Raw genomic sequence first — 21268 nt, forward strand, 5'->3', positions numbered from 1 at the left:
ACACCACTTCGCCGTCGCATCGCTCCGTTCGTCGGCGCGGGCTTTGACACCCGGCTGCGGAGCAACGCGCCCGTCGCATCTCCGGCTCGACGCTCGTGACGATCGCGAAACGTCCCTCTTCAGCGAGCCGGGATAACAGGAAATGTGGAGGTGATTTGCCCGACGGTGCAAGTGATGAGTCCGCGACAAACTGGCACGACGGGCAGTTCAGGCATGAGAGGCATGCACGGATTGCCCGTCGCGCAGGGATGGCCGTGGTCAGATGCGCCGCTGCACCGACGCGGGCTGGAGATCCTGCTCGCAGTGGCAGGTCCTCTGCGCCCTCTCCCGCAGGATCTGCGAGACCATCCGCTCCGTCCCGGTCAGGCCGGTCAGGATCGTCGCGCCGACAGCCATGCCCGATCGCAATCCGGCGGGCATGGCCGCCTTCAGCAGGCTGATCTTCAGCGCGATCCGCGCTTCGCCGGTTGGCGAGCCGGACGCCGCGCCGATCCACTCAGCATCCGCGACATGTCCATAGAGCCGGACGGGCAGGCCCGGCACGTCGATCGTGACCGCCTGTCCGATCGCGACATAGGTGATCTCGGAAACCGCGAGGGCTGCGATGACGTGGGGCTCGCCGGGCGTGACCACCGCCATCAACGACCGATCTGTCGTCACGACGTCGCCGACATGGAGACCGCTTGCAGCCACGACGCCGGCGACGGGAGCGATGACGTCGTTCAGCGCGACCGTCGCGGCGCGCTCGTCCCGGTGCTCGATCCGCGCGAGAACCTGTCCCGCAGCGATCTCCTGGTTGTCGGTCACGAGCAGGTCCCTGACCAGGCCGGACACCGCCGACCTGACCGGGATCTCGTTCATACTGACATAGGCGTCATCGGTGTGAACCAGATATTGGCCCACGGTCACATACTCGACCATCCACGGCACCGCGACCAGCATTCCGAACATCAGGCTGAGCGCGACGAGCAACCACAGCGCACGTGCTGCGGACGCCCTGGCGCGCGGCTCCGCCGGGGGACACTCCCGATGCAGAATGACCGGCCGGGATCCACCCGGCGCTTGCTGTCCGTCCACCACTCGCTCCTCACGACTACGGCATCGGGCGCGTTGCCGCCTCGGCGGCATCCTCTTGACGTAAGAGTCGCACCCATCGAATGCCCGTGACGCGAGATGTGGCGGCTCGCGGGCCGGTTGATAATGGCGCCTGGACCGAATTGGGTCTTCAATTTCTCGAAATAATGCCCGTGTCGACGACACCGCGACACCGCCGCAGCCTCGACACGAGACGGGGGTAACGCCGTTGACCGTCGCGCAAGCTTTGCCAGCGCTTCAAACAACGGCCCCAAACAGCCTTCCGATGCCTGCGGTGAGACCCAGGGCGAAGGCCCCCCAGAACGTCACGCGAAAGGTGGCGCGCGGAATGTTGGCCCCGCCTGCCTTTGCGCCGATCGCTCCCAGCACCGCGAGAAAGGCGAGAGAAGCGGCGGAGACGATCGGGACCAGCAAATTGGCGGGCGACACCACGACCATCAGCAAGGGCATGGCGCCCCCCACCGAAAACATCATGGCCGAGGTCAGGGCAGCCTGGATCGGCCGCGCTGCGGTGATCTCCGAGATTCCCAATTCGTCGCGGGCATGAGCCGTCAGTGCGTCTTTCGCCATCAACTGCTCGGCCACCTGCCGCGCAAGGGATTGATCCAGACCTCGCTTGACGTAGATTTCGGCAAGCTCGTCGCGTTCGAATGCGGGGTTGTCGCTCAGCTCCTTGCGTTCCCGGGCCAGGTCGGCCTGCTCCGTATCCGACTGCGAACTGACGGAGACATATTCACCGGCGGCCATCGACATCGCTCCGGCGACCAATCCCGCCACGCCTGCGATCAGGACGTCGTTTCGTGTCGCTGCTGCCGCAGCAACACCGACGATCAGGCTCGCAGTCGAAATGATGCCGTCATTGGCTCCCAGAACGGCCGCTCTGAGCCATCCGATCCGCGCCACCAGATGGCTTTCGGGGTGGATGTGAAGGCGGCTCATGTCTTTCTCCTGATCACGCCTTGCAACTTCGTCGCGGCCGCCACGGTGTTGGAAATCGTTCCATACTTCCTGACATTCTGATGAAGCAGCTCGAGCCGGCGGTCGTCTTCGTCGGTGTCGACGATCAGCTCGTAATCGATCGACGCCATCATCGGCGGGCTGTCCTGACGGACGCCGATCAGTCGCACCTCGACGCCACGAACATGGAACTTGAGCATCGGCGTCACGCGTTCGATTCCCTTGATCATGCAGGCGGCAACCGCGGCGAGAAGAAGCTCGGCCGGGTTGAACGCATCCCGCCGTCCCTGGACATCGGTGTCGAGCACCACGGTCGCATCCTTGCAGTCAGCGACGCTTTCATGCGCATCGATCCGTCGGGCGTTGACGCGATACTCTAGCATTGGGGGAGTCTCCCGGCCGTGTTTCCTTGGGGATTGGCAATCCGAACCATGAGCGGAGTGATCGATCGGATCGCGACCGTTCGGTTACGGCGGCGGAAGCGACCGGCGCAATCCATGGTTTCCGACAGGCGTGTCGCTTCCCTAGTCGTCCGAGTGAGGCAGCATGCGAAGCAGCGTCCGGTCCCGGAAGATCCAGTGATGGATCAGCGCGGCGGCCGCATGCATTGCAGCCACGATGACGAGGGCGTGGGCGAGAATTTCATGCACTTCCTTGACGTTGTGAGCAAACGCACGGTCCTTGGGCCAGGGCGACGCGATCTCGGCGATGCCAAACAGCGGCAAGGAATCACCGCGCGCAAACTGCAACACGATGCCAACGACGGGCACGGCAAAGAGCAGCGCATAGAGAACGTAGTGCGCGAAACGCGCGGCCGGATCCTGCCACTTTCCCATCCATGTGGCGAACTCAGTCGCTTCGGGCGGCGGAGAAGGATCGGCCAGCCGCCAAGCCAGGCGCACCGCCAGAAGCATGAGGATCGCGATCCCAGCCGTGACATGGACGAGCAGGCCGGACTCGCGCGGCGCGCCCTTGGGCAGCACGTCACCGAAGACCCCAAGCGCCCAGGCGACGGCCACGAGAACGACCGTCAGCCAATGCAGCGTCTGCGGAATCGCCCCGTAGTCCCTCGTCGAGTTGAAGAGCTGCATCTCAGACCTCTTTGGTCAAAAGATGCTCCTGGCGCGACCGTCCCTCGTTGATGTGGATCAAGCCCTTGCCGGTCTGGGTGCTCAGGACGGCGGGGCGAGTGCCAGCTCTGCATCGGCGATGACATAGCGGACGTAGCGGTAGTCGCGGATGAAACTGATCTTGCCGTCGCGCCAGCTCAGCCACATGACGTAGCTGGGCCGCGGATCGCCCTGGCGTTCGAACACGGCGATCACTTCCCGGCCCTCGAGCCAGGCCGGCGCCAGCCAGACGCCGTCCATCCCGGCGTAAATGCTGAAGAACATCCCGACATCGGCCGGGCCGACACGGACGGGATGAGTGGACTGATGCAGTTTGACGTCGTGTGCCAGCAGCGCGCGCAGGCCGTCCCAATCACGCCGGTTGAACAGGCTCACATAGCGTGTCGCCGCATCGGAGGCGGGTCTCGCCGCCGGCCGCGCCTCGGCCACAGCGTTGATCTCGGAGAGCCGCGCCCGGGCGCGGGCGAGATGTGCCTTCACCGAGTCCACCGTCAGGTCGAGCAGCGCCGCGATGTCGGCGAGCGACTCATCGAGCACATCCTTCAGAACGAGGACGCTCCGCTGAGGGATCGGAAGCTCCGTGAAGCGCGACACCGCGGTCCGGATCGCCTCGTCGCGCATCATCGCCTCCACGGCATCCGGCACGGTGTCATCGGCGACACCGTCAGCCGCCTCCATCGGTTCGGCGGCCCGGATCGCACGGCTGCGCAGCAGGTCCAGCGCCCGGTTATGCGCGACCCGGAACAGCCAGGCGCGCAGCATCGCGACGTCGCGCATCTCGTCCACCGCGACGAGCGCTTTTGTCAGGGTGTCCTGCACGACGTCCTCGCCGTCGATCACAGAGCCCATCAGGCGCGCGCAATAACGATGCAGCTCGGGCCGCAGCTGCTCTGCGAGGGCCACGAGCTCGGCGCTGCGCGCGCCGCGCGAAGCATGTCCGCCGTCGCTCAAGCTGCCGCTCCTTCCATCACCGTCACGCCGGAATCTCCGTTGAGACCGAACACGACGCCGTCGACGAACCGCGGGTCCTCCAGCACTGCGACCACACGATCGCCGAACGCCCGTGGCGGCATCGGCGCGCCGAAGCGGGCAACGAACGCTTCCGGCGCAATGCCCATGGACCCGGCATAAGCACCCGCGGCCGTATCCCCCACTCCCGTGCCGAGGATCATCATACGCGGCACGATCGCCTGGAAGCGGATGCCGAGCCTGTCGTCCTGCGACACGCCGTTGGCGTATTTCGCCATGAACCAGAGCATGCGCTTGGCGCCGCCGTAGCCGCCTGACATCTGCGAACCGCCCACCGCCGCGCCGCTCGATCCGACCAGGACGCGGCTTCCTGGTTTCAGGGGGAGCTTGAGCGCCGCCTGGATCCAGTACAAGCCCGCCTTGACGTCCGTTTCCCAGGCAACCGAGAAATCCCTCCAGGTCAGCCGATCCAGCCGGTCCATGTGCGGCGTTGTGCCGGCGTTCAAGATCAGGATGTCGGGGCTGATATCGCCGACGATGCGATGCGCAGCGGCCTCGTCGGTGACGTCGGCCGCGATCGTGGCCACACCCAGGCGCGCAGCAATCGCGTTCAGCGCCTCGGTTCCGCGCGCGACGACGGTCACCTTGGCGCCGCGATCGACGAGGGCCTCCACGACTCCCAAGCCAAGGCCGCGGCTTCCGCCGGTCACGACGATCGTCTTGTCTTTCAGGCTCATGATGATGCTCCAATGTCCAGATGACATGAAAACGATCGAGGCATCGGAAAAGAGTCAGGCGGCGAAACCAATGCGAGCCCCCTTGCGCAACCGGCCGCCCGGCTGGATGCTCCGGGCACATCGTTCATCACGGGAATCGCTTCATGTCCGTCGACACCACCGCCGCCACCGATCGTCTGATGCGTTTTCTCGCCGTCCAGGGCGTGACCGGACAGGAAAAGGCGATCGGGCGCGAGATCATGGCCGCGCTGAAGCAGGCCGGCGTGCCGGCCAAGGCGATGCGGCTCGACGATGCCAATACGCGCATTCCGCTGCCGACCGAGACCGGCAACCTGATCGTCGAGCTGCCCGGCCGCGGCAGCCAGCACAATCAGCCGCGGATCATGTTCATGACCCACATGGACACGGTGCCGCTGTGCGCCGGCGCGCAGCCGAAGATCTCCGGTCGCAAGATCGTCAACCAGGCCAAGACCGCGCTCGGCGGCGACAATCGCTGCGGCTGCGGCATTCTCGTCACGCTCGCGGCCGAGCTGATCCGGCAGAAGCTCGATCATCCGCCGATCACGCTGCTGTTCTGCGTGCGCGAGGAGAGCGGGCTCTATGGCGCGCGGCACGTCAACACCGACGACCTCGGCGCGCCCGAGATGGCGTTCAACTTCGACGGCAGCTCGGCCTCCGCCGTCACGATCGGCGCTGTCGGCGCCGACCGCTGGGAGGTCGAGATCTTCGGCCGCGCCTCGCATGCCGGCGTCGCGCCTGAGCGCGGCATCAGCGCCACCATGATCCTGGCGCTCGCGCTCGCCGAGGTGAAAGCCGGCGGCTGGTTCGGCAAGGTGGTGAAGGGCAAGGGCAAGGACGCGAGGCTTGGCACCAGCAATGTCGGTCCGGTCACCGGCGGCGAAGGCCGCCCCGCGGGCGACGCCACCAACGTCGTCACCGACTACGTCCACGTCCGCGGCGAATGCCGCAGCCACGATGCCAAATTCATCCGCGAGATCACCAAGGCCTACAAGGCGGCCTTCGAGAAGGCGGCCAAGCAGGTCACCAACAGCGAGGGCAAGTCCGGCCGCGTCAAGTTCAAGGCCGAGACCGACTATCATCCGTTCCGGATGAAGGAGACCCTTCCCGTCGTCAAGCGCGCCATGGCTGCCGTTTCCGACATCGGCGCCGCGCCGACCCTGCGCGCCGGCAATGGCGGCCTCGACGCCAACTGGATGGTCCGCCACGGCATCCCCACCGTGACCTTCGGCACCGGCCAGAACGAGCCGCACACGATTGACGAATGGATCAACCTGGACGAATACGATCGGGCGTGTGCGCTGGCGGTCAGGCTGGCGACGATGGGGTGAGACGACGCCATCCGGACACGCACTTGGATGGCTGCAACCTCCTTGCTCCCGCGCAACGTCGTGATGACGGGCTCGCCAGCAAACGCGCATGTTCCGAACAGGTCGAACAGCGAGGCCACGACGTCGCGCTCCCGCGGCGGATTGCACCCAGGCAGAGATTGCCCGTCGTGCAGCTCGGGACGGCGCGAGCTCGTCGGGTCACAGCGGCCAGTCTCATCGACCCCCTTCAAACGTCTTCAGTGATTGGAATGCACCGTCACAGTGATGAGTTGGCTCCGGCACCGGGCTGCCAGGTCGGCAAAGCACGAGCCATTCCTCCTCCGTGTGCCCAGCGGCCCCTGTCCGATCGCATGGAAGTTCGGGCGGGGCCGGAACTCCAAAGCCGGACGGCGGTTCTAGTGCGATGGACCTGCCATTTGCGTTGGACCGTCGCCAGCTCCTCGGCGAGGTCAGGTCCAGAACCGCAATCGATCATCCGTTTGCCGGCATTGTTCGGCTCTGACGTTCGTCACAGTTCTCGGCAGAGCCGGACACCGGAGACATCAGCCAATCACGGCGCACTTCACTGGAGGCCTGACATGTCGACCAAACCAGCTCTGCTCGGCCGCACGGCCGCAATTGCTTCATTGACTGCACTCGCGATCGGCGCCTTCACCCCGACCAGTGCCGACGCGCGAAATGGGCGCTGGCACGGCGGCGGCGGCGGCGCTGCGATCGGCGCGGCACTTGCGGCGGGTGCCATCGGCACCGGTCTTGCGATCGCCGCAAGCCGCGACGCCTATGATTATTACGATGGCCCGGTCTATGACGGCCCGGCCTATTACGCGGCTCCGTCCTACTACGGCGTGAACCCCCACGCCTATGGCTATTACCGCAAGGGCGAATACCCCTATCAGGTCTATGGCGGCGACAGCCCGAACGCGGTCTGCGCGCAGGGCACGACCTGGAATTGCCGCTGAGACCGCTTCTGATTGAAACCTCGACGCGGCATCGGGCGAGGTCTCGCGGCGCTCGCCCGGCGCTGGACTCGCTTCTCTGCCGTCGCGATCAGTCCCGTAACCTGCCATGAGCGCAGCGACATGCGGGACCGATCTCTCGCCGGGTCGCTTCCCCGAAACCCATTGAGCCGCGGCGGGGGCTACGCGTCGAACGCGAGGCGGATGACCGATCGCAATACCTTTACCGGCATGCGTACCGCTGCCCAATTCCGCGTGCCAGCCGGCATCATGATCCCGATGCGCCATCCGGCGGGATGACGCCTTTGCTGAAGATGAAGCAGCCGTAGAACCGGCGCTCGCCGGTGGCGATCACGCAATAGGCTGATCTGGCCATCTCATAGAATGCGAAGCGCTCGACGCCGACCAGCGGCCACGACCTGCCCTCGGCGCGGTCGATCACCGCCTGCACCTCCTGCTGCACCGGCGTCACCTCCACAGGACTGCCCACGACCTCCATCCGCACGGCGGCATCGTCGATGAAGCTATCGAGCGGCAGCACCGATAGCACGGCCTGGACCGCGCGCGCCGCGCTGACATTATCGATGCGCAGCAGCCCGCCGAACACTGTCTGCCGCGCGATCGCATCCGCCGGAAAATTGGTGTCGCAGATCACGAGACGGTCGCCATGCCCCATCGCGCGGAGCGCATGGAGCACGTCGGCATTGAGCAGTGGATCGATCCCCTTGAGCATGTGGTCTCCCTGTCATTTTCATCGAACGGACCAAGTCGCCGGGCCATCGGCCAAGGGCAACTGCTGCCAAACACCTGGAGCGCGTCACGCCGTCATCCCATCGCGAACTACACGCTCCCTCGCCTCTCGCCAACCAGGCGAAGATCGATGCTGCCGATCAGGTCCGAGCGCAGCCTTTCAGCGGCGGCCATCGCCGCCATTGTCTGTCGCAACGTGCTGACATTCGATCCGAGCGACACGATGCCGCCGAGCAGCGCCGCAATGGCGCCGAGGAGCGCGACCGCATCGGATCCGAGCAGGCCCAGCACCGCGCCGAGCAGCAATGCGGCGCCGCCGGCTATCGCGATTTTCGAGGCCAGGATGATCTTTCGACACCGCTCCGCCACGTCGGCAAGCTCGTCGATCCGCGCCTCGATCCGGGATATCTCTCCGCTCGGGTCGTCCTCATCCATCACGCGAGCTGCCCTCCGCGCCATCAGCGCCTCATCCTGAAACGACCCGGTCCCCGATCATGCCACCTGTCACGTGGCGCGCGAGCGTACGACGCCGCCATCCCACCGGCAACCATCCACGGCCTGACTTCACCGCGCACAACAGGTCCCGATGCACGCGGACGCTCCTCCAGGGCCGAAGGCCCGGAACAAGGCCGGCAACTCCGGATTGTCGTAACCGGAATTTCCACACGGCAGATGGGCGGCCCATGCCGAGCGCCCGTTCGGCAACCATCGGCTGCTATTGCCTACACGGCAATGAGCAACTTCTGACCTTGGTGCCAGCAGCTCATGAATGAGAGCTGAGCGGAAACGACAATTCAACTACGAAAGCAGCGCGACGGCCAGGCGATATCAGGAAAAGGCCGCAGAGGCGCGTGATGCTCAAGGCGCCTCGTTACGGGGACGCGCAACCATATCATCTCGAGTTGCCCAAACACGAGCACCGTCCGCTACTCGCGGCGGCCCGAGCCGTTCGTCAATTGCAAACTTCCCAAGTTGATCCTGTGTTGCACGCGATATAGTAGCGAGCCGGCGGGGATCCGAAGCGGCGCGACTCCACTAGCGAGCCATTTGCGTCCGTCGGCCGGGCGGCGGGTGGGGAAGGCCACCCCACCCTGGACAACGACAACGGTCCTCCTGACCACTGCCGCGTCCCCACTTCAGGCAACAACCCGTGGCCGACTTTCACAAGCCGCGAAGTGTGACCAAGTCGTTCTCATGCCTCCAGGCTCCGAGAGGTCACATCGAGCCATGCCTGGAGCGAGCTCACGAGCATGAGAGTCCTCAAACGTTCGCGCCGGCGACGTTCCTGCCCGCGAGCCAGCCGAAGACCAGCGCCGGACCCAACGTGATGCCGGGCCCGGGATAGGCCCCTTCCATGATCGAGGCCATATCGTTGCCGCAGGCGAACAGGCCAGGAATGGGTGAGCCATCCGCGCGCAACACCCGCCCGCGCGCATCGGTGACGAGGCCCGCAGACATGCCGAGATCGGCCGGATAAACCGCGACCGCATGGAAAGGCGGCTCCAGGATCGGCGCGACGCAGGGATTGGGATGCTGATCGGCGTCGCCGAGCGCACGCTGATAGATGTCGCCGCCGCGGCCGAAGGCGGGATCCTCGCCGCGCACCGCACCGGCGTTGAACTGGTTGACGGTTGCAGTCAGCGCCTGCGCCGGGACGCCGATCGTCTCCGCGAGCGCGTCCAGGCTGTCGGCACGCTTGAGATAGCCCGCGGCGACATCACGCGCGACACTGCGCGTGAACGGCTTGATCTTGCCGAGGCCGTATCTCCACAGGAAGCGGCGATCGCAGATCAGCCAGGCAGGAACAGCCGTCGCGTGCCTGAGCTGCGCGCGCACGAACTCGTGGTAGGACACCGCCTCGTTGACGAAGCGGCGGCCGGTGCCATCGACCGCGATCAGGCCGGGCTTGGCGCGATCGGTGACCGTGTGCGGGAAGATGCCGCTTCTGCCGTCGGCCCGTGTGAATGTCGAAGCCGGCACCCAGAACGCGCCCTCTTTCGTCGGCGCCGACAGGCACGCGCCCAGGGCCATGGCCAGACGCGCACCGCGTGGTGCGGCGCCGGGGTCGACGGTGGCCGACAGCAGGCCGGCGGCCTGCGGCACATAGCAGCGGCGCAGCTCGGCATCATGCGACAGCCCGCCGGTCGCGAGCACCACGCCGCGCCTTGCGGTGATCCAGGAGCGGCCGGAGCGATCGACAATTTCGAGCCTCGAGACCCTGCCCTGCGCGTCGGCCTCAAGCTGCTGGGCGGAGGTGCCGGTGCGTATCACGACGCCACGATCGAGTGCCGAGCGCAGCAGCCGCGCCGCCAGCGCGTTGCCGAGATAAAGCGTCGTGCCGCGCCGCGCCGTGAGCCGCTGCAGGCCATAGCGCGCGATCAACCTGGCCGCATGCAGGGCCGAGCGCAACGATCGGCCGGCACGGCGCAGATGCGGGATATCCTGGCGGCTGATCATCATGCCGCCGAACAGCATGAACTCCGGCAGCGGATCGCGCAGCAGCGCAAAGGCGTCGCCGAGGCCGCGCGCATCGAATGGCAGCGGCTCCAGCACCCTGCCTCCCGCGGTGGCTCCGGGCAGGTCGGGATAATAATCCGGATAGGTCGGCACCGGCTGCAGCCGCAGCGCAGTGCGGGCCTCGAGATCGCGCAAGGCTTCGTCGCCGAATGCAAGGAACGTCTCGAGCCGCGTGCGGTCCTGCCCCGGCACGGTCCGGTCCAAATACGTGCGCGCCGCCTCCAGCGTATCCGCCCGACCCTCCGCGGCCGCCTTGTGATTGGCAGGAATCCAGACCATGCCGCCGGAGATGGCGGTGGTGCCGCCGACGAATTCGGCCTGCTCCAGCAGCAGCACCGAGCAGCCGTCAGCAGCCGCGATCGTCGCCGCCGTCATGCCGCCCGCGCCGGCTCCGACGACCACGACATCGAACGTCTCGCCGGCGTGCACCGCCGCCGTCATGCTCACACCATGCCGCCATTGGGCTGCACGATCTGTCCCTGGATCCAGGAGGCCTCGCCGGAGGCCAGGAAGCGCACCACCTCCGCAATTTCGCCCGGCTTGCCGATGCGATTGAACGGGCTCAACGCCGCCATGCGCTGCTTGGCCTCCTCGGTCTTGCCGGCATTGAAAAGTTCGGTGTCGACGGGACCGGGCGCCACCGCATTGACGCGAACACCGCGCGCCGAGAGCTCCTTCGCCATCGACCGCACCAGGCTTTCGACCGCTGCCTTGGTCGCCGCATAGGGCCCGGTGCCCGGCACCGCGTGACGGACCAGCGACGTCGTGATCGCGACGATGGCGCCGGCGTCGCGCACACGCCGCGCTGCCTCCGCCAGCACGTTGAAGGCACCCACGACGTTGACCTCCATCAGCAGCCGGAAGTCCTCCGGCTTGAAGCTCGCCAGCGGACCTGCCGGCACGTTGATGCCGGCGTTGGCAATGACGGCCTGCGGCGCACCACCGAAATCGGCGGCCACTTGCGCGAAGACCTGCGCGACCGACGCGGCATCGCGAATGTCGACCTTGTATTGCCGGCCGGGCCCTCCGTCCGACGGGCTGGCGGCGTAGGTCGAGGCCACCTGCCAGCCGGCGACGGCAAACGCCTGGGCGCAGGCGGCGCCGATGCCGCGGGAGCCGCCGAAGATGAGAACGATCGGAGAAGAGGTGGTCATTTTCGATTCCCTGATGCAGATGGTGTCTTCGCCATCGCGGCCCGCGTCGCTTCGATCGTCGCCTCGATGCCTTTTTGCAGATCGTAGCGCGGCTGGTAGCCGAGCTCCGCCTTGGCGCGGCCGATGTCGAGCGCGCCCTTGACGGCGCTCAGCACGCGGCCGCCATGATGATAGGGACCGGTGTCCCCGACCGTGATCCTCGCACCGGGAATGGCGCGATTGACGGCGTCGGCCGTGTCGCGCAGCGTCGGAGCCACTCCGGTCGCGACGTTGTAGGCGTCGAAGCTGTGATGCGGCTTGTCGAGCGCGAGCAGCACGCCGGCCACGGTATCGTCGATATAGACCTGATCGACCGCGAGATTGCCGCCGTCCTCTTGATGAAATGGCTCGCCGCGCAACGCGGCCTCGATGAAGGTGCGGGGCATGCGCAGGCGCGGCAGATGCGGTCCGTACACCCAGCAGGTCCGCACATTGATGCATTCGAGCCCGTGATCGCGCGAATAGACGCGACCATAGTGCTCGGCTGCGAGCTTGGTCACACCGTAGACGCTGGCCGGCTTCTGCGGGTGATCCTCGTCGATGATGGCCGACTGGAAGTCGCCATAGGTCTCCTCGGTCGAGATCTGCACGACGCGCCGGACGCCGGAGAGCCGCATCGCCTCGAACAGGTTGATCGCGCCCTCGACATTGACCCGCAGCGCCTTCAGCGGGATATCCGCGGCCTGAACCACGCCGACCACCGCGGCGGCGTGGATGACGGCGTCGGGACGAAATGTCTGGAACGCCCGCAGCACTTCATGCCATTCGCCGAGATCGATCGCAGCGTTGACGAGTAGCTGTTGTTGCGAGGCGAGTGCGGCCATGGCCGGCGAGACCACCAGGTCGATGGCGACGACGCGATCGCCGCGGGCGAGCAGCGCCTGTACGATCGCCGAGCCGAGCCAGCCGCAGGCGCCGGTAACCAGGATGGACTTGGTCGTGGTCATGCCCGGCCCCTCACCGCGGCGCCGGCTCTTCGTCGGTCGGCGGGCTGGTGATCACCAGGAACACCAGCGGGTCGTTGCCGGTGCAGTGGAATTCGTGCAGCACGCCCGGCGGAATGTAGGTGACGTCATTGGCACGGACCAGCCGGCGCTCGCCGTCGAGGATCAGGATGCCCTCGCCCGACAGCACGTGATAGATCTGCTCCTGCACCTTGTGAGAATGGCTCTCGACATGCGCGCCGGGCTCGTAGGACGAGATGCGATGGTCGAAGAAGCGGCTGCCGGTGGTGTCCGGCGTCACGATCGCCTTCGACAGCGCCTGGTTATAGTGGCCCGGATACTGGGTCCAGAAAATCTCGGCGAGATTGCGCGTCACCGCCTTCTTCTCTGTCGCCGCATTCGCGTAGGCGTTCGGTCCGGGAACGACGATGGTCATGTCTCATCTCCTCAGGAAGGTTCAGATTGGGCCGGCCAGCCGGTGCCGATGGTCACGAACTCGCAGCTGCTCATGACCCGTTTGCCGCCCGTTGCACTGCATCAGCGGTCTGAGTGATGCCAAGCAAACGCCCTTGCAGTTCGTGATCGGCCGCGAGCGCGGCAGCATCGCCGACATGGGCCACGCGCCCATTCACCAGCACATAGGCGCGGTCCGCCATCGCCAGCACGCTCTCGGCATGATGCTCCACGATGACGAGGCTCGCGCGCGACCTCAATTTGGACACGGCGTCGCGGACCTCCTGCACCACAGCGGGCGCCAAGCCCTCGAACGGCTCGTCGAGCAGAATCAACCGGCTCGGCACCATCAACGCGCGCGCGATCGCCACCATCTGCCGCTCGCCGCCGGAGAGATTTTCGGCACGCGCCTTGTGCAGGATGCGGAGCTTCGGGAACAGATCGAACACGTCGTCGAGCGACGCGCCGCCGGCGCGGCTCGCGAGCTTGAGATTCTCCTGCACGGTCAGATTCGGAAACAGCCGGCGTCCTTCCGGTACCAGCGAGATGCCAAGACGGTTGATCTCGTCCGGCCGTAACCGGTTGAGCTGCCTGCCGTCGAACGTGATGCGACCGCCGCTCGCCGGCACCGTGCCTGTGATGGCCCGCAGCGCGGTGGTCTTGCCGACGCCGTTGCGCCCTAGCAGCGCCACCACTTCGCCAGGCCGCACGGCCAGGTCGAGCCCGTCGAGCACGGTGCCACCGCCGTAGCCGGCGCGCACGCCCTCGAGCCTGAGCAGCGGCTCGGCGGCGGCGCTGCCGGGAAGCGGCGTCACATTGGTCGCCCGCGACGGAGCCGCCGCGACCTGGCCATGGGCCGTGCCGAGATAGGCCGTGACGACTTCGGGATGGGCAGCCACTTCCACCGGCTTGCCGTCGGCGATCAGCCGCCCCTGATGCAACACCGTGATGCGGTCGGACATGGCCAGCACACGGTCGATGTCGTGCTCGATCAACAGCACGGCATGGGACTTCGCCAGTCGCATGATCAGCTCGCCTACGATCTTGCGGTCCGACTCCGCCAGACCAGCCAGCGGCTCGTCGAGCAGAAGGAGCTTGGCATCGATCGCGAGCGACACCGCGATCTCGAGCAGCCGCTTCTCACCATGCGCCAGCGCGGAGCAAAGCTCGGCGGCGCGATCGGCGAGGCCTACGGCATCGAGCAGCGACCACACCTTCGCGTTTGCAGCCGCATCGTCATAGGCATCGCGCCAAAGACCTGTCCATTGCCGGTTGGCAGCCTGGACCGCGATACGCACGTTCTCGAATGCGGTGAGGTTGGGAAACACGCTCAGGATCTGGAACGAGCGGGCGATGCCGAGCCGCGCGCGCTTGTACGGTGACAGCTGATCGATGGGCATGCCCTCGAACAGGATGGTGCCGGCGTTGGCCCGGAGCACACCGGTCAGCAGATTGAACAACGTGGTCTTGCCGGCGCCGTTGGGGCCGATCAGGCTGTGCAGTCCGGTGCGGCTCATCTCGAAGGACACGTCGTTCTGGGTCACGATCGAGCCGAAATGCTTGGACAGGTTGCGGATCGCGAGAATTGGCACCTCTGAGGCCGTCGCCGCAGCCTGACGTGCACGATCCGGCGCATAGGGAACGATGTCGCGCGGCCGCGGTGGAATGACATTGCGCGTCAGGGTCCAGCGGCTGCGGCCGGCGATACGCTGGAAGATGCCGTGAATGCCCTCATCTGACAGCAGCGCGAAGGCGATGATGATGGGGGCGAAGACCAGCCACCAATTCTCCGTGATGGCGCTGAGCCGGTCCTCCAAGACGATGAAGACGATGGCGCCCCACAACGGCCCCAGGAAGTGATGCACGCCGCCGAGCGCCGCCATCAGCACCGGATCACCGGCATGCTCCCAGTTCAGGTTGTTGGCGTAGACGCCCTGCAGCAGCAGCGCCATCAAACCGCCGGCGACGCCGATGCCGCCGCCGGCAATGACGAGCGCAATCAGCTTGGTGCGGTAGGTGTCGAAACCCAGGCTTGCGACCCGCTGCTCATTGTCGCGCAACGCCTGCATCAGCCGGCCGAACGGCGCATGCGCCAGCCGCCACAGCATCCACAATGATCCGATCACCACGACGAGCGTGAAGCCGTGGAAGGCAAGCGCGGAGCGAAACAGCGGACGCGCGACGTTCTGCAGGCCGTTCTCGCCTCCGGTCACCGAGGTCCATTTGAACGCAATCTCGAACGCGATCTGGGAGCACGCCAGCGTCAGCAGCGAGAAGTAGAGTCCGCGCCGGCGCAGGATGATGGCGCCGACGATCAGCGCCAGCAGCAGCGAAAATGCCAGCGCGATCGCCAGGCCGGTGATTTCGTTGGCGGCCGGCATGAAGCCCAGGCCGATTGCCAGCGCATAGCTCGCGCAGCCGAAGAAGAAGGACGCGCCGAACGGCACCAGGCCGAGATAGCCGATCAGGAAGTTCACCTCCGCGCCGTAGAGCGTGTAGATCGCGATCTGGGTCACGCGATGGATCGGCATGCCCACAGCGAGCGCGATGCCGGAGGCGAGCGCCAGTATCGCGGCCGCCACGAGCACCGGGTGACTTGCGAGCCGCTGCAGCACGGACTTGGCCGTCGTCATTCGAAACGCTCCCAGCGCTCGCCGAATAGCCCGCGCGGCCGCAGCAGCATGATCGCGAACATCAAGGCATACATCGATGCGGCAGCCGCCTCTGGCCAGAACTGAATGGTCAGCGAGGTGACGATTCCAACCGCGAGTCCGGCGACCACTGCGCCCCGAAAGGAGCCGAGGCCGCCGATGGCCACGATCACGAACGCTGGCATCACCGCATTGGCAGCCATTGACGGCGACACCGTCCACAGCGGCGCGGCCAGCACGCCGGCGATCGCCGCCAGCATGCAGCCGAGCCCGAACACCGCAGTGAGCACCCGCGGCAGATTGATGCCGAGCAATTCCACCATCTCCGGGTCCCGGCTGCCGGCACGCAGGATCCGGCCATAGGGTGTGAACGCCAGGAAGCCCCATAGGCCGAGCAAGGTCGCCGTGGTCGCGCCGAGCACGGCCACGCGATATTTGGTGATCAGGAGAGGACCAACTTCAACGATCCCTGCAAAGGCCGGCGGGGGATTGAATGGCTTGCCGTCGGCGCCCCAGGCGTAGCGGATCACCGCTTCGATCAGCAGCGCCAGCGCAAAGGTCACGATCAGGCTGAGCAACGGCTCCTTGCCGTAGAGGCGGCGGATGATCGTCACCTCCACAGCCATGCCGATCAGCCCGACCACCGGCGGCGCCAGGATCACGGCGCTCCATCCGAACAGCTGGAACAGCTGCCAGGCCACGTAGGCCCCCAGCGCGAAGAAGGCGCCATGCGCGAAGTTGATGACGCCGAGCAGGCCGAAGGTAATCGACAGACCTACGGCGATCAGCACGTAGATGAAGCCGAGCACGAGTCCATTGGCCGCCTGGGAGACGAGAGTGTCGAGCATCGTTCGAGCCTGTCAGTACGCTGCGGGAACAAGGGTCGCCGCCGCCTCAGAGCGAGGGCATGCTGCAGCCGATATCCTCCTTGGTACCGAACGCCTTCGCCGTCTCCTCGGCGGTCGCCGAGGTGTTCTTCAGGACGTCGAAATAGTCGAACTTGTCGGTGATCTGCTTCTTGATCTGGACGATGACGGCCGGGCGGACCAACTGGTGATCCCAGTCGCGGAAGAAGAACGGAAACTCGCCTTCGGTGTTCTTCCACTGCTCGAGATGCGCCACGAGCTGAGCGGCCTCGGTCGACTTCGCCGCCTCGATCGATTCCAACAGCGCCCGCATGCCGATCCAGCCCGACCACGTCTTGTCCGATGGCGGCTGATTGTACTTCTTCTTGAAATCCTCGATCAGCTTCTGCTCGGCGGCGGTATTCTTCGGATTGTTGTAGTACCACGGCTTGATGTAGATGCCGGTCGAAGCCTGCGGCCCGACGTCCCAGAAGTCGGTGTCCGTGACGGCGACCGCCGCATAGGGGATCTTGTCCTTCATCCCCATCTCGTTCCACTGCTTCAGGAAGTTGGAGAAGTCGCCGCCCACCAGGCCGCCGACGATCACGTCCGGCTTGGCCTGGCGGATCTTGAGGATGTAGGAGCTGTAGTCCGCGGTGTTGATCGGCACCTCGTCGACCCCGACCTCGGTGGCGCCGACCTGCTTCAGCATCGCGCGCGAGGCGCGCAGGATGTCCTGGCCGAAGGCATATGACGCCGTGATGAAATAGACCTTCTTGCCGATGCTGGAGACGTAGGGCATCAGGCCGGCCATCTGAACCGGCACGGTCGCCTGGGTGCGGAACGTGTACTTGCTGCAGCTCTTGCCGGTGATCTCGCTGGCCGCGGCGCCGGTCAGGATCAGCGGCACCTTCTCGCGATTGGCAACGCTCATCATGGCGAGCGCCGAGGACGAGTAGTTGCCGCCGACCACGGCGACCACCTTGCTCTCGTCGACAAGCCGCTGCATGTTCTGCTGCGACACCTGGGGATTGGGCTCGTCGAGCCAGACCAGCTCGATCGGGCGGCCCAGCACCTTGCCGCCGGCCTGCTCGACCGCAAGCGCGCTGCCGCGTTGCAGGTACTCACCGATCGAGGCGCCCGGCCCCTGCTTGGCATAGATCATGCCGATGCGGACGGGCCCATCGGACTGGGCTCGCGCGGGACCGCCGACGCCGAGCACGGATGCGGCAGCCACGCCGGCCGACGCGCGCATGAAAGATCGCCGGTTCAGATCACGCTTCAACATGGTGCTCCTCCCTCTCAATGTTGTTATCTTTGTTTTGTATCGTCAGTCGCGTTTGTAAGGCTTGCCGAACACCGGCTCCTTGAATGGGATCGGCGGCAGCTCCCAGGTGCCCGTCGATGGCGGCCGCACCTCGGCGTCGACATGCAGATCGATCACGCAGGGGCGGCGGTTCTTGATCGCGGTCTCGACTGCACCGCGCAGGTCGGCGCTGCGGGTCACCGTCACGCCGTCAGCGCCGCAGGCGCGCGCCCAGGCGGCAAAGTCGGGGTTGTAGCGATCTCCGCCGGGCCCCTGATTGCCGCGATAGAACGCGGTGCCGAGCTCGCGGCCCTCGAACAGGCCATACTGCAAATCGCGGATCGCGCTCCAGGCGAAGTTGTTCCAGACGATCCAGACGCACGGCAGGTCATATTCGACGGCCGTGGCGACGACGTAGGGCGCCATCATGAAGCCGCCGTCGCCGACGACGGCGACGCAGGGACGGTCGGGCGCGGCCAGCTGCGCGCCGAGCACGCCGCAGACGCCGAACCCCATCGACGAAAAGCCCCAGCTGTTCAGCATGCTCTGTGGCCGCTTCGGGTGCCAGAACTGCATGAACCAGTTGTGATGCACGCCGGAGTCGAGCGACAGGATGACGTCGTCCGGCAGCACGTCCTGCAGGGCTCCGACGACATATTCCGGCCGGATCGGCGTGGTGTCGGCGCTGAAGTGCGGCCGCACGAACGCCTCCCACTCCGCCTTCCAGGTCCCGATCTGGTCGCGCCACGCCGCGAAATTTTCGCGGCGGATCGCGGGGCGGCGCTCCAGCGCCGCGAGCAGTTGCGCGGCGAAGGTCTTGGCGTCGGCGATGATGCCGAGCGTCGGCGGATAGTTGCGGCCGAGCTCCGCCGGATCGATGTCGACCTGCAACAGCTTCGTCGACGGAAAATTCCACGAGTAGCCCTGGTGCCAGCTCGACGACGAGCGATCGTCGAAACGGGTACCGATGCAGAGCACGAGATCGGCGTGACGGCCGGCCTGGTTGGCGGGATAAGCGCCGTTGCGGCCAATGAAGCCGAGCGTCAGTGGATCATCCGCCGGCACGCAGCCCATGCCATTGGGCGAGGTGATGACTGGAATGCCGTAGCGGCTCTGCAGCGCGCCGATCTCGGGACCGGCCTCCGAGAGAGTCGTGCCCTGCCCGATGAAGAACACCGGCCGCCTGGCGGCTTCGATCAGATCGAGCGCCTTGGTGACGTCGGCCTCGCTCGCACTCGGCCGGTGACTGCCGTGAACATGCGACAGCGCCGGCAGCTCGACGTCGGCCTCCTCCTGAAAAACATTGTACGGAATATCGAGATTGACCGGACCGGGACGTCCCGTGACCATGGTGTCGAAGGCTTGGCGCAGCGCCAGCGGCAGCATGTCGACGCGACTGGGCTGGAAGGAACGCTTCACCACCGGGCGCAGCACCTGGGCGAAATCGGCCTGGTTGTGCGCGTATAGTTCCTGAAACGGCGCGCGGTTGGCCTGCGACGTGGGCACGTTGGCGGTGATCGCAAGGAAGCTCGAGGAGTCCGACAACGCAGTTGCGAGCGACATCACCATGTTGGCCGAGCCCGGCCCGGTCGAGGTCAGCGTCGCGACCGGACTGTGCTTGACGCGGAAATAGGCGTCGGCCATGTGGCCGGCGCACTGCTCGTGACGGGGCGAGACCAGCTTGACGCGGTCACGCACCTGATAGAGCGCATCAAGAATGCCGACATTGCCGTGTCCGCAGATGCCGATCACGAAAGGCACCTTCTGCTTGACGAGATATTCGGCGATGACTTCGCCGCCCTTCATCTTGGTCATGGTCAGATCCTTGTCAGGTGACAGTCCGCGTCATGCGAGGATCGTCACGATACGCTCTTCGCTCATTTCGCGGATGGCGTAATGCGGCCCTTCGCGGCCGAAACCGGAATCCTTGGAGCCACCATATGGCATGAGGTCCACACGGGAGCTCGGCGTCTCGTTGATGTGAACGCCACCGACCTGCAATTGCCGCGCGGCCTGAAGAGCCTCGTCCAGGCGCTTGGTGAAAATGCCCGTGGCCAGCCCGTAGGGTGTATCGTTGACGCGCGCGATGGCCTCGTCCAGCACATCGAAGGGCGCGACGCACATCACAGGCCCGAACACTTCCTGGCAGCCGAGCGGGGTCGCCTTGTCGACATTCGTGAGCAGCGTGGGAGGAACCACGGCGCCCACCCGCGCGCCGCCGACCAGACGCCGCGCGCCGCTCTGCTCGGCCAGCGCGATCCAGGACTCGATGCGCTGGGCGGCGGCCTCGCTGACGACCGGCCCAACAACGGTGTCGTCCTCGCCGGGGTCTCCGTAGGGCAGCCCGGCAACGAGCTCTGAAAGTCTCTGCTCCACCTGCCCGATCAGCGAACGCTGCACCAGCAGCACCTGGATCGATGTGCAGACCTGGCCGGCCTTGCGGAAGCCGGCGTTGACGACCTTCGGCAACGCAATATCGAGATCGGCGTCCTCGCAGATCACGCAGTGCGAGATCGAGCCGAGCTCCATCTGCGTGCGGCGCAGTCCCGCCTTGCTTTGGATGATGCGGCCGATGTCCGTGCTGCCGGTGAACGCGAAGAATTTCACTGCCGCCTCGGCCATCAACCAGTCGGCGACCTCACCATCGCCATGCAGCACCGACATCAGGCCCGATGGCAGACCTGCCGCGATCAGGCACTCCGCCATGATGCAGGACGTCATCGGCGTATGCAGCGATGGTTTCAGCACCACGGCGTTACCAGCCGCCAGTGCAGGCGCAACCTTGTGCGCCACCGTATTGAGCGGAGCATTGAACGGCGTAATCGCGGCCACGACGCCGAGCGGCACGCGGATGGTGAAGCCGATGCGGCCCTTCTGGCCTGCGGCCCCTTCCATCGGCACCATCTCGCCGGCCAGCCGCCGCGCCTCTTCGGCGGAGAGCCGAAACGTCGTCGCACAACGCTGGACTTCGCCCATTGCATCGCGGCGTGGAAAGCCCGCCTCCTGGCGCAGCACCTCCACCAGCTCCGACGCACGCGTCTCAAGCTCGACCGCAGCGCGATCGAGGATGAGGCCGCGATCATAGGGCGTCAGTACATTGGCTTCGAACGCCCGCTCCGCGGCGACAATGCAGCTGCGGACCTGCTCGCGCGACGGCAGATGCGCGGACATGGCGGGCTGCAGGCGATATTTGTCGAGCACGGCGACGGTGTGCGGACCATTCACCCATTCCCCGGCGATCAAGAGGCGGCACGATGGCAGACCGGCCAACGCCTGTCCCTGAACCGCAGCGTCCGCCATCGTCTGGTTCCTCCCAAAGGGTCTTCACACTTGTTACCGTCGTCCTTAGAGAGAAATTGACATTAGCAAAAATACTGTTTTGGATTAGTTGCCATAAGCTGAGCATATAGCCCGGC

The 21268-nt window shown here is 66.0% G+C and carries 19 protein-coding genes; 2 read left to right on the top strand and 17 right to left on the bottom strand.

Going from position 1 to position 21268, the window contains the following annotated elements:
* Positions 1-258: 258 nt before the first annotated feature.
* The 6 genes from ACQR0U_RS32035 to ACQR0U_RS32060 form a co-directional block, all read right to left on the bottom strand.
* Positions 259-1077: an HlyD family efflux transporter periplasmic adaptor subunit gene (locus ACQR0U_RS32035; RefSeq protein ID WP_315827437.1), complete on the bottom strand. Its 819-nt coding sequence runs from the start codon at positions 1075-1077 to the stop codon at positions 259-261.
* A gap of 255 nt (positions 1078-1332) precedes the next feature.
* Complete coding sequence (locus ACQR0U_RS32040) at positions 1333-2034, bottom strand: VIT1/CCC1 transporter family protein (RefSeq protein ID WP_315718499.1); 702 nt, start codon at positions 2032-2034, stop codon at positions 1333-1335.
* Positions 2031-2435, bottom strand: coding sequence for an OsmC family protein (locus tag ACQR0U_RS32045; protein WP_315718500.1), 405 nt, complete (start codon positions 2433-2435; stop codon positions 2031-2033). The genes ACQR0U_RS32040 and ACQR0U_RS32045 overlap by 4 nt, the downstream gene beginning before the upstream one ends.
* A 141-nt stretch (positions 2436-2576) precedes the next feature.
* Complete coding sequence (locus ACQR0U_RS32050) at positions 2577-3143, bottom strand: cytochrome b (protein WP_315718501.1); 567 nt, start codon at positions 3141-3143, stop codon at positions 2577-2579.
* Between the two features lie 81 nt (positions 3144-3224).
* On the bottom strand, positions 3225-4133 hold the full coding sequence (locus ACQR0U_RS32055; RefSeq protein WP_315827436.1) for a sigma-70 family RNA polymerase sigma factor: 909 nt from the start codon (positions 4131-4133) through the stop codon (positions 3225-3227).
* Positions 4130-4888 carry an SDR family oxidoreductase gene (locus ACQR0U_RS32060; RefSeq protein ID WP_315749833.1) on the bottom strand — a complete coding sequence of 253 codons (759 nt, stop codon included), beginning with the start codon at positions 4886-4888 and terminating at the stop codon, positions 4130-4132. Before ACQR0U_RS32060 ends, ACQR0U_RS32055 begins: the two co-directional genes overlap by 4 nt.
* 143 nt (positions 4889-5031) lie before the next feature.
* Here ACQR0U_RS32060 and ACQR0U_RS32065 point away from each other — a divergent pair, with 143 nt between their 5' ends.
* Together ACQR0U_RS32065 and ACQR0U_RS32070 are read left to right on the top strand one after the other, a co-directional pair.
* A complete protein-coding gene (locus ACQR0U_RS32065; RefSeq protein WP_316194086.1) occupies positions 5032-6237 on the top strand; it encodes a M20/M25/M40 family metallo-hydrolase in 1206 nt (401 codons plus the stop codon).
* Between the two features lie 578 nt (positions 6238-6815).
* Positions 6816-7196: a hypothetical protein gene (locus tag ACQR0U_RS32070; RefSeq protein ID WP_316164640.1), complete on the top strand. Its 381-nt coding sequence runs from the start codon at positions 6816-6818 to the stop codon at positions 7194-7196.
* Between the two features lie 265 nt (positions 7197-7461).
* On the opposite strand, the gene ACQR0U_RS32075 is transcribed toward ACQR0U_RS32070, so the two are convergent.
* The 11 genes from ACQR0U_RS32075 to ACQR0U_RS32125 all read right to left on the bottom strand — a co-directional run bounded on the left by ACQR0U_RS32075 (position 7462) and on the right by ACQR0U_RS32125 (position 21152).
* A complete protein-coding gene (locus tag ACQR0U_RS32075; protein WP_316192675.1) occupies positions 7462-7926 on the bottom strand; it encodes an RbsD/FucU family protein in 465 nt (154 codons plus the stop codon).
* Positions 7927-8033: 107 nt separating this feature from the next.
* Positions 8034-8378 carry a hypothetical protein gene (locus ACQR0U_RS32080; RefSeq protein WP_316173906.1) on the bottom strand — a complete coding sequence of 115 codons (345 nt, stop codon included), beginning with the start codon at positions 8376-8378 and terminating at the stop codon, positions 8034-8036.
* 825 nt (positions 8379-9203) lie between these two features.
* On the bottom strand, positions 9204-10901 hold the full coding sequence (locus ACQR0U_RS32085; protein ID WP_316192783.1) for an FAD-dependent oxidoreductase: 1698 nt from the start codon (positions 10899-10901) through the stop codon (positions 9204-9206).
* 2 nt (positions 10902-10903) lie between these two features.
* Entirely contained in the window at positions 10904-11614 is a 711-nt protein-coding gene (locus ACQR0U_RS32090) for an SDR family oxidoreductase (RefSeq protein WP_316184784.1), read from the bottom strand.
* On the bottom strand, positions 11611-12600 hold the full coding sequence (locus tag ACQR0U_RS32095) for an NAD-dependent epimerase/dehydratase family protein (protein ID WP_316192676.1): 990 nt from the start codon (positions 12598-12600) through the stop codon (positions 11611-11613). Before ACQR0U_RS32095 ends, ACQR0U_RS32090 begins: the two co-directional genes overlap by 4 nt.
* Positions 12601-12610: 10 nt before the next feature.
* Complete coding sequence (locus tag ACQR0U_RS32100; protein WP_316186892.1) at positions 12611-13033, bottom strand: cupin domain-containing protein; 423 nt, start codon at positions 13031-13033, stop codon at positions 12611-12613.
* 70 nt (positions 13034-13103) lie between these two features.
* A complete protein-coding gene (locus ACQR0U_RS32105) occupies positions 13104-15683 on the bottom strand; it encodes a branched-chain amino acid ABC transporter ATP-binding protein/permease (protein WP_434844199.1) in 2580 nt (859 codons plus the stop codon).
* A complete protein-coding gene (locus ACQR0U_RS32110) occupies positions 15680-16549 on the bottom strand; it encodes a branched-chain amino acid ABC transporter permease (RefSeq protein WP_315739227.1) in 870 nt (289 codons plus the stop codon). Before ACQR0U_RS32110 ends, ACQR0U_RS32105 begins: the two co-directional genes overlap by 4 nt.
* A 46-nt stretch (positions 16550-16595) precedes the next feature.
* The gene (locus ACQR0U_RS32115; RefSeq protein ID WP_316170357.1) at positions 16596-17834 is read right to left on the bottom strand and encodes an ABC transporter substrate-binding protein; all 1239 of its coding nucleotides are present in this window, start codon (positions 17832-17834) and stop codon (positions 16596-16598) included.
* Between the two features lie 42 nt (positions 17835-17876).
* Positions 17877-19667, bottom strand: coding sequence for a thiamine pyrophosphate-binding protein (locus ACQR0U_RS32120; RefSeq protein WP_315749818.1), 1791 nt, complete (start codon positions 19665-19667; stop codon positions 17877-17879).
* A gap of 30 nt (positions 19668-19697) precedes the next feature.
* The gene (locus tag ACQR0U_RS32125; protein WP_434844198.1) at positions 19698-21152 is read right to left on the bottom strand and encodes an aldehyde dehydrogenase family protein; all 1455 of its coding nucleotides are present in this window, start codon (positions 21150-21152) and stop codon (positions 19698-19700) included.
* Between the last annotated feature and the right edge of the window lie 116 nt (positions 21153-21268).

Origin of the sequence: Bradyrhizobium sp. HKCCYLRH3097 (assembly GCF_051167875.1) — a bacterium.
Classification (GTDB): Bacteria; Pseudomonadota; Alphaproteobacteria; order Rhizobiales; family Xanthobacteraceae; genus Bradyrhizobium.

Coding starts and splice junctions, on each gene's coding strand:
- ACQR0U_RS32105 (WP_434844199.1), bottom strand. CDS start 15,683: ATGACGACGGCCAAGTCCGTGCTGCAGCGGCTCGCAAGTCACCCGGTG.
- ACQR0U_RS32110 (WP_315739227.1), bottom strand. CDS start 16,549: ATGCTCGACACTCTCGTCTCCCAGGCGGCCAATGGACTCGTGCTCGGC.
- ACQR0U_RS32120 (WP_315749818.1), bottom strand. CDS start 19,667: ATGACCAAGATGAAGGGCGGCGAAGTCATCGCCGAATATCTCGTCAAG.
- ACQR0U_RS32125 (WP_434844198.1), bottom strand. CDS start 21,152: ATGGCGGACGCTGCGGTTCAGGGACAGGCGTTGGCCGGTCTGCCATCG.
- ACQR0U_RS32115 (WP_316170357.1), bottom strand. CDS start 17,834: ATGTTGAAGCGTGATCTGAACCGGCGATCTTTCATGCGCGCGTCGGCC.
- ACQR0U_RS32075 (WP_316192675.1), bottom strand. CDS start 7,926: ATGCTCAAGGGGATCGATCCACTGCTCAATGCCGACGTGCTCCATGCG.
- ACQR0U_RS32045 (WP_315718500.1), bottom strand. CDS start 2,435: ATGCTAGAGTATCGCGTCAACGCCCGACGGATCGATGCGCATGAAAGC.
- ACQR0U_RS32040 (WP_315718499.1), bottom strand. CDS start 2,034: ATGAGCCGCCTTCACATCCACCCCGAAAGCCATCTGGTGGCGCGGATC.
- ACQR0U_RS32080 (WP_316173906.1), bottom strand. CDS start 8,378: ATGGATGAGGACGACCCGAGCGGAGAGATATCCCGGATCGAGGCGCGG.
- ACQR0U_RS32090 (WP_316184784.1), bottom strand. CDS start 11,614: ATGACCACCTCTTCTCCGATCGTTCTCATCTTCGGCGGCTCCCGCGGC.
- ACQR0U_RS32070 (WP_316164640.1), top strand. CDS start 6,816: ATGTCGACCAAACCAGCTCTGCTCGGCCGCACGGCCGCAATTGCTTCA.
- ACQR0U_RS32060 (WP_315749833.1), bottom strand. CDS start 4,888: ATGAGCCTGAAAGACAAGACGATCGTCGTGACCGGCGGAAGCCGCGGC.
- ACQR0U_RS32085 (WP_316192783.1), bottom strand. CDS start 10,901: ATGACGGCGGCGGTGCACGCCGGCGAGACGTTCGATGTCGTGGTCGTC.
- ACQR0U_RS32095 (WP_316192676.1), bottom strand. CDS start 12,600: ATGACCACGACCAAGTCCATCCTGGTTACCGGCGCCTGCGGCTGGCTC.
- ACQR0U_RS32065 (WP_316194086.1), top strand. CDS start 5,032: ATGTCCGTCGACACCACCGCCGCCACCGATCGTCTGATGCGTTTTCTC.
- ACQR0U_RS32100 (WP_316186892.1), bottom strand. CDS start 13,033: ATGACCATCGTCGTTCCCGGACCGAACGCCTACGCGAATGCGGCGACA.
- ACQR0U_RS32050 (WP_315718501.1), bottom strand. CDS start 3,143: ATGCAGCTCTTCAACTCGACGAGGGACTACGGGGCGATTCCGCAGACG.